13 protein-coding genes and 1 pseudogene are annotated in these 17,078 nt (G+C 70.7%); 6 read left to right on the top strand and 8 right to left on the bottom strand.

What is annotated here, in order from left to right:
* Positions 1-6: 6 nt before the first annotated feature.
* The 3 genes from IF46_RS0108275 to IF46_RS0108285 all read right to left on the bottom strand — a co-directional run bounded on the left by IF46_RS0108275 (position 7) and on the right by IF46_RS0108285 (position 4,638).
* Positions 7-639, bottom strand: coding sequence for a phosphoribosyltransferase (locus IF46_RS0108275; RefSeq protein ID WP_030487694.1), 633 nt, complete (start codon positions 637-639; stop codon positions 7-9).
* A gap of 41 nt (positions 640-680) precedes the next feature.
* Positions 681-2,027, bottom strand: coding sequence for a glycosyltransferase 87 family protein (locus IF46_RS0108280; RefSeq protein WP_030487695.1), 1,347 nt, complete (start codon positions 2,025-2,027; stop codon positions 681-683).
* Positions 2,028-2,100: 73 nt separating this feature from the next.
* A complete protein-coding gene (locus tag IF46_RS0108285) occupies positions 2,101-4,638 on the bottom strand; it encodes a putative bifunctional diguanylate cyclase/phosphodiesterase (RefSeq protein ID WP_030487696.1) in 2,538 nt (845 codons plus the stop codon).
* 624 nt (positions 4,639-5,262) lie between these two features.
* On the opposite strand from IF46_RS0108285, the gene IF46_RS0108290 reads away from it, so the two are divergent.
* The 5 genes from IF46_RS0108290 to IF46_RS0108310 all read left to right on the top strand — a co-directional run bounded on the left by IF46_RS0108290 (position 5,263) and on the right by IF46_RS0108310 (position 11,324).
* Complete coding sequence (locus IF46_RS0108290; RefSeq protein ID WP_157562740.1) at positions 5,263-8,355, top strand: AfsR/SARP family transcriptional regulator; 3,093 nt, start codon at positions 5,263-5,265, stop codon at positions 8,353-8,355.
* A gap of 251 nt (positions 8,356-8,606) precedes the next feature.
* A complete protein-coding gene (gene moaC / locus IF46_RS0108295) occupies positions 8,607-9,098 on the top strand; it encodes a cyclic pyranopterin monophosphate synthase MoaC (protein WP_030487698.1) in 492 nt (163 codons plus the stop codon).
* Positions 9,095-9,565 carry a MogA/MoaB family molybdenum cofactor biosynthesis protein gene (locus IF46_RS0108300; protein WP_030487699.1) on the top strand — a complete coding sequence of 157 codons (471 nt, stop codon included), beginning with the start codon at positions 9,095-9,097 and terminating at the stop codon, positions 9,563-9,565. Before moaC ends, IF46_RS0108300 begins: the two co-directional genes overlap by 4 nt.
* 77 nt (positions 9,566-9,642) lie before the next feature.
* Positions 9,643-10,899, top strand: coding sequence for a molybdopterin molybdotransferase MoeA (locus tag IF46_RS0108305; protein WP_030487700.1), 1,257 nt, complete (start codon positions 9,643-9,645; stop codon positions 10,897-10,899).
* Positions 10,896-11,324: a molybdenum cofactor biosynthesis protein MoaE gene (locus tag IF46_RS0108310; RefSeq protein WP_030487701.1), complete on the top strand. Its 429-nt coding sequence runs from the start codon at positions 10,896-10,898 to the stop codon at positions 11,322-11,324. The genes IF46_RS0108305 and IF46_RS0108310 overlap by 4 nt, the downstream gene beginning before the upstream one ends.
* A gap of 4 nt (positions 11,325-11,328) precedes the next feature.
* Here IF46_RS0108310 and IF46_RS0108315 read toward each other — a convergent pair whose 3' ends face one another.
* Positions 11,329-12,774: a glycosyltransferase 87 family protein gene (locus IF46_RS0108315; protein WP_030487702.1), complete on the bottom strand. Its 1,446-nt coding sequence runs from the start codon at positions 12,772-12,774 to the stop codon at positions 11,329-11,331.
* Positions 12,775-12,989: 215 nt separating this feature from the next.
* On the bottom strand, positions 12,990-13,535 hold the full coding sequence (locus IF46_RS0108320; RefSeq protein ID WP_030487703.1) for a DoxX family protein: 546 nt from the start codon (positions 13,533-13,535) through the stop codon (positions 12,990-12,992).
* A gap of 134 nt (positions 13,536-13,669) precedes the next feature.
* Here IF46_RS0108320 and IF46_RS0108325 point away from each other — a divergent pair, with 134 nt between their 5' ends.
* Positions 13,670-14,218 carry a GNAT family N-acetyltransferase gene (locus IF46_RS0108325; protein ID WP_030487704.1) on the top strand — a complete coding sequence of 183 codons (549 nt, stop codon included), beginning with the start codon at positions 13,670-13,672 and terminating at the stop codon, positions 14,216-14,218.
* A 22-nt stretch (positions 14,219-14,240) separates the two neighbouring features.
* Here the strand turns inward: IF46_RS0108325 and IF46_RS0108330 are convergent, their stop codons facing one another.
* The 3 genes and pseudogenes from IF46_RS0108330 to IF46_RS35115 all read right to left on the bottom strand — a co-directional run.
* On the bottom strand, positions 14,241-15,482 hold the full coding sequence (locus IF46_RS0108330; RefSeq protein ID WP_030487705.1) for an ATP-binding protein: 1,242 nt from the start codon (positions 15,480-15,482) through the stop codon (positions 14,241-14,243).
* A gap of 135 nt (positions 15,483-15,617) precedes the next feature.
* On the bottom strand, positions 15,618-16,058 hold the full coding sequence (locus tag IF46_RS35620; protein ID WP_051723760.1) for an LppU/SCO3897 family protein: 441 nt from the start codon (positions 16,056-16,058) through the stop codon (positions 15,618-15,620).
* A 394-nt stretch (positions 16,059-16,452) separates the two neighbouring features.
* A pseudogene (locus tag IF46_RS35115) lies at positions 16,453-16,941 on the bottom strand (LppU/SCO3897 family protein); the annotation flags it as partial.
* Between the last annotated feature and the right edge of the window lie 137 nt (positions 16,942-17,078).

Genomic DNA, 17,078 nt, shown 5'->3' on the forward strand with positions numbered 1-17,078 from the left:
CTGGACCTAAGCAGTTGCTGTGAGCGCCTCGGTGACTTCTTCGTCGGACACCTCGTGGAAGTCGTCGTAGTAGACGCTCACCGCACCGAAGTCAGGTGGCCGTTGAGCACAGATGACCTGGTCCGCTTCGGCGGCGAGCAGTTCGTACGCCTCCTGCGCGCCGACCGGGACCGCGACCACCACCCGGTGTGCCCCGAGTTGGCGGACCACCTCGACGGCGGCGCGGGCGGTCGCGCCGGTGGCGAGGCCGTCATCGACGATCAACGCGGTCCGTCCGGTGAGGTCCAACTGTGCGCGACCGCCCCGGTAGAGCCGTTCCCGGCGTTCCAACTCGGCCTGCTCCCGATGGCTGACCTCGGCTATGTCGTCGCTGCTGAGTCGGCTGGCCACCGCGTCGTTGAGCACTCGGACGCCGCCCGGCCCGAGCGCGCCGAAGGCGACCTCCCGGGCCCACGGCATGCCGAGCTTGCGGACGACAAGCACGTCCAGTGGTGCGCCGAGCCGTTCGGCGACGACCCGGGCGACGGGTATGCCGCCACGGACGAGGCCGAGGACGACGACGTCCGGATCGCCGATGAGTGCGGTGAGTCGTTCGGAGAGCACCCGGCCCGCGTCGGCCCGGTCGCGGTACGTCGTCATGCCTTCAGGTCTACGCCCTGATGCGCAGTTGCGCCCGGCAGTTACGCCGAAGTGGTCCGACCGGACCGCTCATCGGGAACCGGGGAGTTCGGCGTGTCGACCGGGCGGTGCAGCGCGGGTGCCCAGGTGAGCAGGGCCAGCGGGTACAGCAGGTAGCCGAAGCGGGTCGTGGGCATCAGGGCGATGGCAGCGAGCAGCCCGTACCCGCAGATGAGCGCGGTGGCGACGGCGGTGCGGGGCGGGCGGCGGGCGAGCCGGACGGCGATGGCCACGCCGGCCGCGACCAGCAGCGCGGCGGCGATCAGCCGGCCGGCGGGTAGCGCGCTGGCGATCAGGTAGCCGGGGAACGGGGACTGTGCGGGGCTGGTGACCAGCCCGTGGCCGAGGGGGAAGCGCAGCACGTTCTCGGTGAGGGCGTCGCGGTCGACAAGCAGTGCCGGCAGTAGTGCGGCGACGGGCAGGCCGATGGCGCCGACGGCGACTCGGGTGCCGGCGCGTCGGGTCAGACCCCAGACGATCAAAACCAGGGCGACCGGCCAGGCGAACAGCTTCAGCGCGCCGGCGAGCCCGACCGCGAGGCCGGCCCGGCCGGGTCGGTTGGCGGCGGCGAATGCGAGGGCCAGCAGACAGAGCGCGAGTACGGGTAGGTCGTCGCCGCCGGTGGCGAGGGTGAGGGCGCAGATCGGCAGTACGGTGGCGGCCTGCACGCCGCGCAGCAGGGCGGTGTCGGTTCGGTGGGTCGTGGCGGGGGTGGCCTGGCCGGCGGCGGCCGGCAGTCCGCGCAGGGTGGCCACCGCCAGGGCGAGCGCCAGCGCGGTACCCACCGCGAACCAGACCCGGGAGTCGGTCCACCAGGCGTCGACAAGTGCTCTGGGCAGGCCGAACATCGCCATGCCGGGCTGGTACGGGGTGTAGCCCATAAGTTGCTCGCCGGGTGGCAGGGCGGCGATGGCGTCGGGTCCGAGGTACGGCGTGCCGTGCTCCAGGAGGCGGCTGCCGGCGTGCTCCACGACCAGCACCTCCTCCTGGGCCCGGTCGGTGCGCCCGCCGGCCCGGTCGATGCTCTGCCAGACCAGGGGCAGCAGTGTGGTGCCCGCCCAGGCGAGACCGGTGACCGCCCAGCGGGCTGGCAGGCCGGTCAGTCGGGAGGTCGGAGAGCGTCGACGCAGCAGGAGTTGGGCGATTACCGCCAGTGTGGCGAGCAGGTAGCCGACTGCGGCGACCGCTCCCCAGGCTCGATGCGGCAGCAGGGTCGAGGTGACTGCGGTGATCGCGGCGAAGATGGCCGAGACGGCGTAGAGGCCCAGGTCGAGGGCGAGTCCACCGGCTGCGGCGTCGAGCGTCCGCCAGTGCCAGCGACGGCGGTGGGCGGGCTGGTCGTCGACGATCACGCGCGACAGTCTGGCAGATCGGGCTGTCTGCGAGGTGGGCCGATGCTCGCTCAGGTGCAGAGGTGCCTGCTCAGGCGGGCAGGTGCGGGAGGCGGTCGGGGTGGGAGCGACCGGCTTGGCGGCGGTTCTGGTTGAGCCGGATCACCGCTCCGGTGTCGTGCAGCGGTGCGGCCAGGGTGCCCGGTCGGCCGCCCGAGCCGCGCTGCATCGCCGCGAGGAGGGTGCCGGACGGCATCGGTCGCGCGAACAGGTGGCCCTGGCCGGCGACGCAGCCCAACTCCCAGAGGGCCCGCCGCTGCGGCTCGCTCTCGACCCCCTCGGCCACCACGTCCAGGTTGAGGCTGCGGCCCAGGTCGAGGGTGGATCGGATGACGGCGGCGGCCTCGGCCGAGCTCTCCATCGTGGTGACGAAGCTCCGGTCGATCTTCAACTCGTGTACCGGGATGCGGGAGAGCAGGGAGAGTGAGGAGTAGCCGGTGCCGAAGTCGTCCAACGCCAACCGGACACCCTCGTCGCGCAGCCGGCTGAGGACCCGGTCGACCACGTCGAGTTGGCTGAGCGTCAGCGTCTCGGTCAGCTCCAGGACCAGCCGGTTCGGTGGGAGGTCGTGGGCACGGAGGCGGGCCAGCACCGAGCCCGGGAACCGCGCGTCGAGCAGGCTGCGCGGGGACACGTTGACCGCGACCGGTATGTCGAAGCCGGCGTCGCGCCAGCTGGCCGCCGCGATCAGCGCCTGGTCGAGGATCGCTTCGGCGAAGGCCGGCAGTAGGCCGGACCGCTCCACCGTCTCCAGGAAGCGCAGGGGGTCGATCATGCCGTGGGTGGGGTGGTGCCAGCGGGCCAGGGCCTCTGCGCTTGTCACCTTGCCGGTGCCCAGGTCGACGATCGGTTGGAAGTTGACGACGAACTCGTGGTCGGCGACCGCGCGTGGCAGGTCGCCGCCGAGGGTGAGACGGCCCAGGTCTGCGGTGTCCCGGGCCGGGGCGTACGTGGAGATCCGTTGCCCGGCCCGCTTCGCCTGGTACATGGCCACGTCGGCGCGGCGCAGCAGCTCGGCCATCCCACCGCTGGACGGGGCGATGGAGATCCCGCCGCTGGCCTCGACGCTGATCCGCATGCCGTCCAGCTCGAACGGCTCGTGCAGGGTGGCGAGCAGCGTCTCGGCCCGGTGTGTGGCGACCGCAGGGGCCGGCAGACCGCGCAAGAGCACGGCGAACTCGTCGCCCCCGAGGCGGGCCACCAGGTCACTCGCCTGGGCTGCGCCCTGCAACCGGTCGGCCACCTGCACCAGCACCTGGTCGCCGGCGGCATGCCCGAGTGTGTCGTTGACTTCCTTGAAGTGGTTGAGGTCGATCAGCACCAGCGCGGTCACCCCGTCGGCGTGGCGGGCGCTCAACTGCTCGGTGCCCTCGTCGAGGAGGTGCCGGCGGTTGGCCAGCCCGGTCAGCGCGTCGTGCGCGGCCGCGTACGCGTGCTCGTCGGCGACCCGGGCCAGCTCGGCGTACGCCTGCGCGTTGCGGACGGCCGTGCAGAGCGCGGAGGCGAAGGTACGCAGGGTGTACTGCTCCCGCTCGGAGAGCTGTACCGGGCCGCGGAAACGCAGTCGGAGCATGCCGACATCGACGGTCCGGTCGTGACCTTCGAGGGTCGCGGGGATGATCGTGCCGTCCACGTCGGTGGGCGTGCCGGTCGGGCCGTCGAAGGTGATGCCACCGGTGCCACCGCGTACGGTTCGGCCGCCGTCGCGTAGCTCGATCTCGACCTCGTCGGCGGAGAACAGCTCGGCGGCCTGGGTGACGGCGGTGGTGAGGACGTTGCCCAGGTCGACCACGTTGAGCGCGTCGGTGGTGCGGGCGAGGCGCTGCCACGCCTGCTGTTCCGTCCTGGAACGGATTCTCGTGGAGTAGGCGAGGTGCAGGCTGAGCACCAGCGGCGGAACGGCCACCAGGAGTCGTAGGTCGGCCTGAAGGAGGAGAAGGGTGCAGATGGTGACGAGGAATCGCAGCGCTACACCCACGCCCCGCAAGTCCCAGTTCGTGCGGAATTGCTGACGGATGCTGCTACCGGAGGCTATCGCGATGACCGGGATCGCGATGATCTCGTCGAGCAGTGTGGCGGCGAGGTAGGCGAGGGCTATCGGGCCGACGAGGTCGGTGAAGTCGGTGAATGTGTCGGGGGGCCAGGCCCAGTCGAGCGAAACGAGGGTCAGCCCGGCGCCGGCGGCAACGAGGGCGTTTTTTCCGACGCTGAACGCCATCTTGATCGCCGGCAGACGCAGGACCGCGAAAGCAACCGCCACCCCAATTGCCGTGCACAACACGACCCAGGGTGCTGGAGCGACCGCCACTCCGACCAGGATCGCGGTCTCGTTCCAGGTGATCGAGTGTGTGGTTGATCGGATTCGCACCCGGGCCTTGACCATCGTGGCAACGGCGATCATGGCGATGAGTGCTACGACGGTGGCAACTTCGGTCACGGATGCCGGGGGACGGGCGAGCACCGCCATCAGCGACAGGGCGCAGACCATCGATGCCGCAACGACGATGACACCGATAATCAGGGTCAGTCTTCGATGATCTTCTTGATCGTTCTGCGCTTGGGAAGGCATGCCGCTCCCGAGGGTGCCGGGTCCGCTCCTGGCACCGTAGCGCACGATAAGGGGCCAGCGGCAGACCCCCGCGTCGTCACATCCACTCGTTGCCGCGCATGACTACCTCCCGGAGGTTCAGGCATTAGTGGCAACTCATGGACTAGCCATTAATGCTCCGACTTGCTGACGGGGATAGCGTAATAGAGATATAGCCCGTTACAGACCGCCATATGTCTCTATGCGCAACATTAGCCAACTGGGAGATGGTTTGTAACGTTCTGTCCGCGCTCCTGAGCGCACCGTTGAGGTTTGCCCCCTCTGACGCGGACTCGTTGCTAGCTGCTGCAGGTTGAATCCGGTGGGTTATGTCTGCGTATCCTCTCAAGTCTGCTGGCTTCCGACCTGCTACATCATCTGGAGTTCGGCCAGAGGAGACAACCGGTTGGGCAAGCTGTCCGTCTGGAACGCCGGGAGGCGCAATCAATGGTCGATGGCCCTCAAGTGAACGGATGCCCGGCAACTTGCTCCCGGATAAGCAGGGGGCAACCTGCACGCGGCACCCTGCACCGGGACTGGCCAGCCTCGTCGCAGAGCGCGTTGTCCGCCGTTAGCGACCGTCCCGCCCCAATGGCAGGGGGATGAGTGGAGATTCAGCTTCTGGGTGGCCTCTCAGTGCAATTGTCCACTCGTAAACTGCACCTTGGTACGCCTAAACAGCAGGCCGTTTTTGCGATGCTCGCAGTCCAGCCGGGACAACTGGTGACGCTAAACGACCTGGTTGACGAGTTGTGGCCCGACGGTCCGCCGCGCTCAGCGGTTGCGAATGTGCGTTCCTACGCCGCGAATCTGCGTCGGGCCTTCGAGACTTTCGACAACGGTGAGGGCGCCATCCTTAGGCAACAGAACGGTTACCGACTCGTTCTGCCGGCGGAGCTTATCGACGTGTTCCGCTTTGAGATGGAGCGCGTGGCGGGCCGGGAAGCCCTAATTGCCGGCCGGCTGGACCGCGCCCTGGAACTGCTGGGGTCTGCCGTGGCTCGATGGCACGGGCCGATGCTCGCCGGTGTCCCGCTCGGCCCGGTACTCACCGCGAGCAGCGCTGCCGCAGAGGAGGAGCGCCTGCTGGCCGTGGAACTCCTCATCGACGCCCAGTTGAGGTCGGGGCGGGACGACCTGGCGATCCCGCTGCTGCGCGACGTCATCGTGCGTCACCCCCTCCGGGAACCGGCGTACGTCCTTCTCATGCGGGCGCTGTACGAGCGCGGCGACCACGCCGGCGCGCTTACCGCGTACGGGGAGGCGCGCGCGAGGCTGGCAGCGGATCTGGGCATCCCTCCGGGTGCCGGGCTGCAGGCTCTTCACCGCACGATCCTCACGGCGGCTACGCCACTGTCGAGGAGCAGCCCCGCAGCCCGTCCGGCTGGCCCGACCGCGCCTGCCCAGGCGACCGCGGTGGCCTCCGCGAAACCACGTCGGCCCGACCTGGTGGATCACCTCCCCCGAGCGGTCACCGACTTCGTCGGTAGGGAGCACGTGGTGTCGCGGCTGCTGGCGGAGACCCGGCGGATCGAGGAGCGGGTGCCGGCCGTGCACATCATCGACGGCATGGCGGGTAGCGGCAAGACAACCCTTGCCGTGCACCTGGCGCGTCGGCTGTCCGAGCGGTACCCGGACGCCGCGTTGTTCATCGACCTCTGCGGGCATGGCGAGAAGAACCGGGTGGAGCCGGCGAGCGCCCTCGTCACCCTGCTCCGACAGCTTGGCGTTCCGGCCGACCGCGTACCGGTGGAGTTCGACGGCAGAGTCGAAATGTGGCGACAGGAGTTGGCCCGCCGGAGGTCGGTGGTGGTGCTCGACAACGCTGCGAGCAGCGAGCAGATCATGCCTCTCCTGCCGGCCGAGCCGACCACCGTCGTGTTGGTGACGTCGCGGCGACGACTGTCCCACCCGGATGTCGGGCCGTCGCAGACGCTGCCGGTGATGAGCCCGCAGGAGGGTGTGGATCTGCTCGGCCTGAGCGTCGGTCGAGACCGGGTCGAGGCCGAGCCGGACGCGGCCGCCGAGGTGGTCCGGCGATGTGGGCACCTTCCCCTGGCGATTCGGCTGGCCGGTGCCCGACTGGCCCACCGCCGCGGCTGGCGGTTGGCGGACCTTGCCGAACAGATGGCTGGCGATGCCCCGGCGCTGCACCACCTGGCCCAGGAAGACAGCACGATCACCGGTGCCTTCGCCGCCTCCTACGAGCCTCTGCCGAATTCGACCAAGCGTGTCTTCCGGTTCCTGGGTCTGTATCCGGGTAACCGCTTCAGCCTCCCGGCCGTCGCCGCGCTGACCGGCCTGACCATCGCGGAAGCTCGCGAGGCGCTCGACGACCTCGTCGACAGGAACCTGGTGGAGGACCTGGACTCGACGCGGTATCGGCTGCACGACCTCATGCGTCAGTACGCCGTGGAGTTGTGCTCGCGTACCGACTCCGCGAGCGATCGAAGCGTTGGGTTGGCCCAGCTGTTCGACTTCACGCTGGAGGTGGCGCTGAGGGTCGCCGAGACGCTGGAGCCTGGCATCGCAAATTCCCAGGTCAAACGAGTCTCGTTCGCGCGGCCCGAGCTGGTCGACGCCATCGGCGACCCCACCGCCGACTGGTTGGAGGCGGAGCGGACGGACCTGGTGGCGATGGTGTCGGCAGCGCTTGATGACGGTTTTCCCGAGCACTCCTGGCGACTGGCCCGTGCCCTCTGGCGATTCTGCTACATCCGCGGATACTTCGAGGACATCATCGTGACTCACCGTCGAGCACTGATCGCGGCGGAGGCATCCGGGGACATCGGCGCACTGGCATTGATCAACAACTACCTCGCCTCCGGCTACGTCCGCACCGGTGACAGCCGGCGAGGACTCGACCACCTGACCCGCGCGGTCGCCCTCGCCCGTGACTCGGGGGACGTGCTGAGCACCGCGCGGTACCGCGCGAATCTCGCGGCCGTCTACTACTGGAGTGGCAACCTTGCCGAAGCGGTGGCGGTCGGCTCGGAATGCCTGCGCGACTACAAGGGGTACGGCACTGTCAGGGTGCCGATGGTGCTGCCGAACCTCGGCATGGCGCTGACGTCGTTGGGTCGCTACGAGGAGGCGTTGCGCCTGCATCGTCTGCACCTGGCGTGGGCCCAGACGAACTCCGACGAGTTCCACACGCTAAACGCGTTCAGCCACATCGGCGCCGTACGCGTCCGAATGGGTGACCTCCCGCAGGCGATCCGCATTCTCCTTGCCTCGTTGGCCCTGCGCGAGCGGACCGGCCACCGGTATGCCGAAGCCGAGGTGCGCAACGATCTCGGGATCGCCTATCGCGGTCTTGGCCGGCTGGTCGAGGCCCAGCAGGAACACGAGATGGCCCGGGACCTGGCGATCGGTTCGGGGGAACGACACGTCGAGGCGGCGGCGCTGAACGAGCTCGGGCGCACCCTGCTGGCGCAGGGCCGAGGTGGCGAGGCGTTCGAGATGCACCAGGATGCGCTGCGGTTGGCTACGCGGATCGCGCACCCACACGAGCAGGGGCGGGCCCTGGCCGGGCTTGCCGAACACTTCGCCCACGTCGACCCGGTCGAGGCCCGGCGGCACTGGGAGCGCGCTTTGGCGATCTTCCGGCGGATGGGCGTGCCGGAGCGCTTCGAGGCCGAACGCTGTCTCGCCGACTTGGCTGCCCGAGCCGTGGACGCGGACCGGGGACCAGCCTGAACGCCACTTATCGATTTCTTATCGCCGAGCCCGGTAGCTTCCTGCCGTATCGGCGAACGGGGGAGGTTCTGCCCGTGGGCAGAACCGGGTCGTCGACGCGCGCCCGCTGCCAGGTCCCCCCAGCGACCTCGGTAGCGGGTTGGTGAGGGAGGAGCGGCGTCGGACGTTGCGCCGTCAGCACCCCGGTGCGGTCGTCAGCGTGACGCCGCTCCTTCTGACCGCCGTCGTAGGGCACCGATAGGCTTCCGACCGTGACCGAACCCGCGCAGCTCAGCCACGTCGACCGCGCTGGCGCGGCCCGCATGGTCGACGTCTCCGGCAAGGCGGTGACGGGCCGGGTGGCCGTCGCGGCTGGCCGTTTGCGAACTACCCCCGAGGTCATCGACCTGCTGCATCGCGATGGGCTGCCCAAGGGCGACGCGTTGGCGGTGGGTCGACTGGCCGGGATCATGGGGGCCAAGCGCACTCCGGACCTGATCCCGCTCTGCCACCCGATCGCCCTGCATGGCGTCACCGTCGACCTGCGGCTGACCGTCGACACCGTGGAGATCACGGTCACTGCCCGCACGGCCGACCGGACGGGGGTGGAGATGGAGGCGCTCACGGCGGTTGCCGTTGCCGGTCTCGCCCTGGTCGACATGGTCAAGGCGGTCGACCCGGCGGCCTCAGTGGAGGCGGTCCGAGTGCTGCGCAAGGAGGGCGGCAAGACCGGCGAGTGGGTCCGCCCGGAGGACCGGCCGTGATCCGGGCTCGGGTGATCGTCGCTTCCAACCGGGCCGCGGCCGGTGTCTACGCCGACACCAGCGGTCCGCTGCTCGTCGCCGGCCTGCGCGAGCTGGGCTGCCAGGTCGACGAGCCGGTGGTGGTGCCCGACGGTGAGCCGGTCGGTGACGCCTTACGGGCCGCCCGCGCCGACGGTGTCGACGTGGTGCTCACCAGCGGTGGCACCGGAGTGACCCCGTCGGATCGGACCCCGGACGTGACCCGGGGTCTGCTGGATTACGAGATCCCGGGCATCGCCGAGGCGATCCGCGCGCACAGTCGTGACCGGGTGCCGACCTCGGTGCTGTCTCGGGGCCTGGCCGGGGTCGCCGGTCGGATGCTGGTGGTCAACCTGCCCGGCTCGACCGGCGGTGCCCGGGACGGCCTGGCCGTCCTCGGGCCGATCCTCGGGCACACCGTCGACCAGCTTCGCGGCGGAGACCACTGACCGCTTCGCGGTGGCGCGCACTGGTCGGTGCACGGCAGGCCCCGGCGGGTGTCGGTCCGTGCCGATAGGCTCGGTCGGTGAGCACGGAAACCGCACCCACCGCGGATCGGGTCACTGCGCCCCCACCAGCCGGCTGGGAGGAAGCGCGATCGCGGGTCTACGCGGTCGGTCTGGCCGCCGCGCTGCCCGCCGTCGCCCGACCACTTGTCGACACCGACGGGTCGACCCTGGCCGAGCCGTTGACCACCCGCACCGACCTGCCCGCATTCCCGACCTCAAGCGTGGATGGCTGGGCGGTGCGGGGCCGTGGCCCGTGGCGTGTCGTCGGCCGGGTTCTGGCGGGCAGCACCCCGGCACCGCTCACCGAGGACGCCACGACCGTCGAGATCGCGACCGGTGCGATGGTGCCCGAGGGTGCCACCGCCGTGCTGCGGGTGGAAGAATCGACGAGCGCCAACGGCCTGGTCAGCGGCGTTCCCCGGGAGGCGCCCGAGTGGCGGAAGCCCGGCGAGGAGGCGTACGCCGATGAGGAGTTGTTGCCGGTTGGCACGCCGGTCGACCCGGCGGTGATCGGCCTGGCGGCCGCCTGTGGGCACGACACGCTGCGGGTTCGGCGGGCGCCGCGCGCCGCGCTGCTGGTCTTCGGCGACGAGTTACTGACGGCGGGTCCGCCCGCGGCCGGCCGCGTCCGCGACGCGTTGGGCCCCGCGGTGCCGGCGTGGCTGCGGCGCTACGGCTGCCAGGTTCGCCCATCCGACGTGGTCGGCCCGGTGGCCGACACGCTGCCCGCGCACGTGGCGGCCCTGCGCTCGGCCCTGGCCAACGCCGACCTGATCTGCACCACCGGCGGCACGATGAACGGCCCGGTCGATCACCTGCACCCGACCCTGGAGGCGCTCGGCGCCGACTACGTGGTCAACACGGTGGCGGTCCGGCCGGGGTTCCCGATGCTGCTGGCCCGGCTGACCGGCCACGACGGGCGAGCCCGGTTCGTGGCGGGGCTGCCGGGCAACCCGCAGTCCGCCATCGTCGCGTTGGTGTCGCTGGTCGCCCCGCTGCTCGCCGGCCTGCAGGGCCGCTCGATGCCGGTGCTGCCGCAGGCCACATTGGCTGAGGCGGTGCCCGGCCGAGGTGACCACACCCACCTGGCGCTGGTCCGACTGGACCGGGCCGCCGGCACCGCGTTCCCGGTCCGACACGTTGGCTCGGCGATGCTGCGCGGCCTGGCCGGCGCGGACGGGTTCGCTGTCATCCGACCCGGCACCAGCGGCGAGCCGGGCGACCGGGTGCCGATCGTGCCGCTGCCGCTGTTTCCCGGGGAGCGTGCGTCGTGACCGCACCAGCGATCACCTTCGGCGAGGTCACCGACCAGCCGCTCGACCTGGCCACGCACGAGGCTGCGGTCGCCGATCGCCGGGCCGGCGCCGTGGTGTCCTTCCAGGGCGTGGTTCGCGACCACGACCACGGCCGCCAGGTCACGAGCCTGGAGTACGAAGGACACCCGAGCGCCGCACAGGTGCTGCGCGAGGTGGCCGCCGAGATCGCCGCGGAGCCCGACGTGTACGCGGTGGCGGTCTCGCACCGGGTCGGCTCCCTGGCGATCGGTGACGTGGCGCTGGTCGCCGCGGTGAGCACCGCGCACCGGGCCGCCGCCTTCGCGGCCTGCGCCCGGCTGGTTGACGAGGTCAAGGCGCGACTGCCGATCTGGAAGCGGCAGGTCTTCACCGATGGCACCGAGGAATGGGTCAACTGCCCCTGACCGCTCAGCGGCGGCCGTTGACCACCACGGCCCTGGCCAGCCGCTCGCCGTAGAACGCCGGCTCCGCTCCTGGACGCCAGGGCAGTGCGGCGACAAGCACGATCAGCGCGAGCGCCAGCGAGTTCTCCATCAGCGCTCCGAAGAGACCGTCCTGGTAGTGCGACATCTCCGGTAGTTGGTGTTCGTACGGCCAGATCGGAGAGATCAGGAACAGCAGGTAGAGCCCGATCGCGGCGACGCCGTGGCGGAGCCCGGTCAGCGTCGGGTACCAGATCGGCGGGCGGAGCCCGTTGACCCCGGGCAGGCCGCCGAACACCGGCCCCTGGCCGCTGCGCTGTGGCGTTCCCCGGCTCGCCTCGCGGCGGCGCACGGCGGCGTCGGCCAGCACGATGATCGCCGGGATCACCCAGACCAGGTGGTGCGTCCAGGAGATCGGGCTGATCACGTTCGCGGTGAGACCGACAAGCGTGAACGCGGTCAGCTCGTCACCGTCGGCGCGGGAGCTGGCCGCTCGGGACAGGCCCAGCGCCAGGATCAGCACCGAGAAGGCGAGCCAGAGCAGCCCCGGGGTCTCGATCGAGTCGTAGAGCCGGGCGAGCAGGCCGGCGAGGGACTGGTTGGGCGTCATGTCCGCCGCGCCGACCCGTTCGGTCTGCCAGAGCACGCTGCCGAAGTACGTCCGAGACTCGTCGCCGACGATCGCGAAGGTGCCGACCGTCACGCCGATCGTGGTGCCGATGGCGGTGGCCGCCACCCGCCACTGACGGGTGATCAGCAGATAGGCGATGAACAGCGCCGGGGTGAGCTTGACGGCGGTGGCCAGGCCGATGCCGGCGCCGGCCCACGCGCCGCCGTAGACGAAGCGCAGTAGGGGGCCGTCGGTCGCGGCGTAGTGGGTGCCCCGACGGGAGCGCCAGCGCAGGCCGATCAGGTCGGCCATGATCAAGGCGAACAGCAGGATGTTGACCTGGCCGTAGCCGAGGGTCTCCCGACCTGGCTCGATGGCGACCGCGAGCGGCACCGCCACGGCCACCGTGAACCACAGTGGCCACCTCAGCCGGTCCACGATGGGTCGGAGCAACCCGGCCAGCACCAGCGCCAACGCGGCGATGCTGGCGGCGGCGTTGACCATGCCGGCCGCGCCGATCGGGAGCTGCGCCATCGGCAGCATGACCAGCCCGGCGAAGGGCGGGTAGGTGAACCCGAGAGTAGTTCCGGGCGCGATGAACTCGTAGAGCTCGTGACCGCTCGCCCACCACACCACGGCACCGTGATAGATCTTCATGTCGAAGAAGTTGTACGGCCGTCCGAAGGTGCCGATGGCGAGCCATGCGGCGTAGGCGACGGCGGCCACGATGGCCCCCCGTACAACGTTCCTGCGATCGATCCCGCGCATCGCGCGTTGGATTGGGGCGAGGCGGTCCGCCCGTTTACCGACAGCCGTCGGCATGGCGTGGCCACCCCCGTACCAAGGTCGTCCTACCCGTCCAGGTCCTGCACGGAGCCTAGAACGGCGCCTCACGTCAGTGCCTCCCGCGTTATGCGACCGTGTCCGATCCCACACATGTTTTTGACATTTCCACCGCGTTAACGCCTACCGGGTGGTTCAGGTAATTCGTGGCCTTAGCGGGGGGTAGGGGGTGAGACGAGGCGCATCGATGCAGGTCAGCCGGGGAGTCGACGTGCGGTGGACGCGGACCGGACGGCGATCCGGGCCTCGCGACGGGCGGTGCGGACGGCGCGTTGCACAGAACGTCGAGAGTGGCCGATGCGATGGCCGGTCCGCCACCGCAGACCCGGCTTGCCGTCGGTGTCCGCTGCGGCGAGCAGCAGACCGCCGAGGAGCCCGAGGTTCTTCAGCACGTGGATCTGGTTGTTGTTCTTGGCGATCGGGTCGTCGTTGCTCCAGAAGGGATGCCCGGCGATGGTCACCGGCACCAGCGTGCCGGCGAGGACCAGCGCCGCGGGTCGGCGGAACCGACCGGTGGCCAGCATCAGACCTGCGCTGAGCTGCACCGCCGCGTTGAGCCGGATCAACGTCTCGGTCTCGGTGGGGAAGCTCGGGTGTGCCTTCTTCAGTATCGGTGCGACCTTGTCGGTCACCGGTTTGGCGGTCACCGCGAGCCGGTCGGGGTTGCGGAAGTTGCGATACCCGCTGACCACGAAGATGCCGCTCAACATGGCGCGGGCGAGGGAGCGTACGGGCGTCATGGATCAGTCATACCCCTTCGCGGCGTTTGCTACCCCGGCAACCGCAGGATCGGATCGGTGTTCGTGCACGTGCGCCACGCCGAAATCTAGCGACCGTCACGGATGGACGGGCGGTGGCGGGTAACGTCGCGCGGGTGACCACGCTGCGGCTACGCCCCGAGGACCCGGCCGACGCCGGCCCGGTTCGCCGGGTGCTGGCCGCCGCCTTCGCTCGTCCGGACGTGGCGACGCCGCCGGAGGTCACCCTCGTCGACGAGTTGCGCGGCACCGCCGCCTGGGTGCCGGAGCTGGCCATGGTCGCCGAGTACGGCGGCGAGGTGGTCGGTTACGCGCTGCTGACCCGGGTGCGGCTGCGGCCGGAGCGGGGCTCGGACGTGTCAGTTCTGGCACTCGGCCCGGTGGCGGTCGCCCCGCATCGACAGCGTGTCGGGCACGGCACAGCTGTCGTGCAGGCCGCCCTGGACGCCTCTACCGAGCTGGGCGAGCGGCTCGTCGTCGTCCTCGGTGCCCCGGCCTTCTACCGCCGGTTCGGGTTCGGCCCGGCTAGTGAGCTGGGCCTGAGTAGCCCGTGGGCCGGCCTCGGTGAGCCCTGGCAGGCGCTGGTGCTGCCGCCGTCCACCAGCGAGGAGGGCTCGCCACCGCGCGGCGAGGTGCTCTTTCCGGCGCCCTGGTCGAAGGTCTGACCGGGTCGACGCCGGGTGGTGGTCAGGCCGGCTGGGTCCGCAGGTACCTGCCGAAGTGCGGGACCGTGAAGGCGACCGTGCCGCGCTCACCGGAGTAGATCAAGCCCTTCTTGATCAGCGCGTCCCGGGCTGGGGACAGGCTGGCCGGCTTGCGGCCGAGAGCACGGGCGATCTCCGCGGTGGGCACCGCGGCGTCCATGTCGTCGCGGACCACCGTTGGAGACTCGCCCTCGACCGCGGACATCGTGGCCATCGCCCGCATGTACTCGCGTTCGGCGGGAGTGGCCCGTTCGAACCGGGACCCGAAGAACCCGACCGCCAGCTCGGCTTCCGCCTCGGGCGCAGCCACCCGCACGTCGGCGGCGGTGATCGGCGAGCGCGGCGCATGATCCCAGGTGGCCTTGCCGTACGCCTGGACGAAGTAGGGGTAGCCGCCGGACTTCTCGTAGAGCAGGTCGAGTGCCTTCTGCTCGTACTCGACCTCCTCGCGCTCGGCGGGCGCGCAGAGCGCCCGGTCGGCGGCGATCCGGTCGAGCCGGTCGATGCGCTGGTAGCGGAACAACCGTTCGGAGTACGACTTGGCGGCGCTGAGCACGGCCGGCAGGTGCGGGAGGCCGGCACCGACGACGATCAGTGGCGCACCGAGTTGGGACAGCTCGTGGCAGGCGGCGCAGAGCGCCGACACGTCCTCCGGGCCGAGATCCTGCATCTCGTCGATGAAGATGGCGATGCCGGTGCCGACGTCACTGGCCACGGCGGCGGCGTCACTTAACAGCTCGACCAGGTCGATCTCGATGTCACCGGAGTCGGCCCGGCCACTTGCCGCCGGCACGTCGATGCCGGGCTGCCACCGGTCGCGCAGCTTCGTGGCGGCACCGGCTCGGCCGGTCGGGGTGGACCGTTGGGCGAACGCCTTGAGGACGCCGAGGAAGGCGTCGATCCGGTCCGGTGCGCGGTGGCGGGGGGCGAGTTCCCGGACCGCCATGTGCAGCGCGGCGGCGACCGGGCGACGCAACGACTGGTCCGGTCGAGCCTCGATCTTGCCGCTGCCCCAGAGGCGGTTGATCGCCTGTGACCGGAGAGTGTTGAGCAGAACCGTCTTGCCGACGCCGCGCAGCCCGGTGAGCATCAGGCTGCGTTCGGGCCGGCCCCGTGCGATGCGCTCAAGCACGATGTCGAAGACGTCCAGCTCCCGCCCCCGCCCGGCGAGTTCGGGCGGACGCTGGCCGGCGCCCGGCGCGTACGGGTTGCGGACCGGATCCACGCATCGCAGAGTATCGGGCCATCTAGCTGCGAGGCTAGACATGGATAGATGGGGCTACCGGCGTGTCGAGACCGTCGACAAGAAACTAGGGCTGTCTAGCGTCCACGCTAGACAGCCCTAGTTTTGGCAATCGGGCTATCGTTTCCGCAGACAGAGCACGTAGTCGAACAGGTCGATCGAGTTGTCGTGCACGTAGTTCGCGGTCGCCTGCGGGGCGAGCGCCTCGCACCGGTCCCCGTCGGTGGTCGCCGGGATCCGCAGCAACACCTCATAGGTGTCCGGGCCGCACGGCACCTTGCGCAGCTCCGCGTCGTCCTCACTGCCCTCGTTCACCAGGCAGTCGCCCCGCGCGAACTCCTCCTCGTCGGGGGTCGGCGCGGCCGGCGTCGGCGCGTCACTGGGCAGAGCGGGTGGAACGGCCGGCGCAGTGGTCGACGGGGTACGCGCGGCGTCGGCGACCTTCCAGACCGCCCAACCGGCAAGGCCGAGGCACGGACAGAGTACGAGCAGCACTACCAGCGTGATGATGAGGGCGACGTTGCGACCGGTCTTCTTCACCGGCGCGGCGGGCGGCATCCCGTAGCCACCGGGAGGCTGCTGGCCCCACGGCGCGGGCGGCTGACCCGGCGTCGGGCCGACTGGCGGAAACGGTCCGGCCGGCGGGAACGGCCCGGGCGGCTGACCCGGTGTCGGCCCGGCCGGCGGGAACGGCCCGGGCGGTGGGTAACCCGGCCCCGACGTGGGCGGTGGTGCCCACATCGGGGCGGTCGGTGGCTCTGCGCCCGGCTGCGGCGGACCCCACTGCTGCCGAGTCGGATCCTCCGCAGAGGGCGGGGCGCTCCACTGAGGCAGGGTCGGGTCGACCGTCGGCGAACTGTCGGGCCCGGTGGGCGGGCGCTGGTACGGGTCGTCCGGCTGATCGGAACCCGCAGGTCCGTAGGTCGTCATGTCATCCCCGGGGTGGGTGGTCTCAGCGTTGCTTGAGGCAAAGGACGAAGTCGAGAGTGTCCAGCTCGCTGTCGAAGAAGTACCAGTTGGTGTAGCCCTCGACCTTGCCGCACTTCGTCTCGGCGTCCCGCTCGCCGCTGGTCGGGCCGTCGATCCGGCTCAGCACCTCGTACGACTTCGCGGCGCAGCCACTGATCAACAGCTTGGGCTTGCCGCCGGCCGCGCCGTCATTGCGGACGCACTGGCCGACCTTGGCGAACCGGGGATCGGCCGACGACTCCGGCGCGGCCCCGCTCGGCACGGGCCCGACCGCGTCGGGGCCGGGCGCACCGGCGACGGCTGAGCTGCTCGGCCCCGCTGCCGGCGCTGAGTCGCCCTGCCCACGGAGGAACAGGAACGCGCCGCCGCCAGCCACCACCAGCAGTACGACGGCCAGTACCGCGATCAGCGGACCCCGACCGCGCCGCCTCGGTGCCGGATCCTCGCCGTACGGCTCGTCGGGCCGGTACTGCTGCTCGCCGTACGGTTCGTCGGGCCGGTACTGCTGCCCGCCGTACGTCGTGTTCGCCGCAGTTGGCTGGTACGAGCCGCCGTAGGGCGCGTCGGGCTCGTGGCCGTAGGGCTGCCTCGGGCCGCGGCCATAGGGCG

This window comes from Micromonospora chokoriensis (assembly GCF_000718555.1).
Taxonomy (GTDB): domain Bacteria; phylum Actinomycetota; class Actinomycetes; order Mycobacteriales; family Micromonosporaceae; genus Micromonospora; species Micromonospora chokoriensis_B.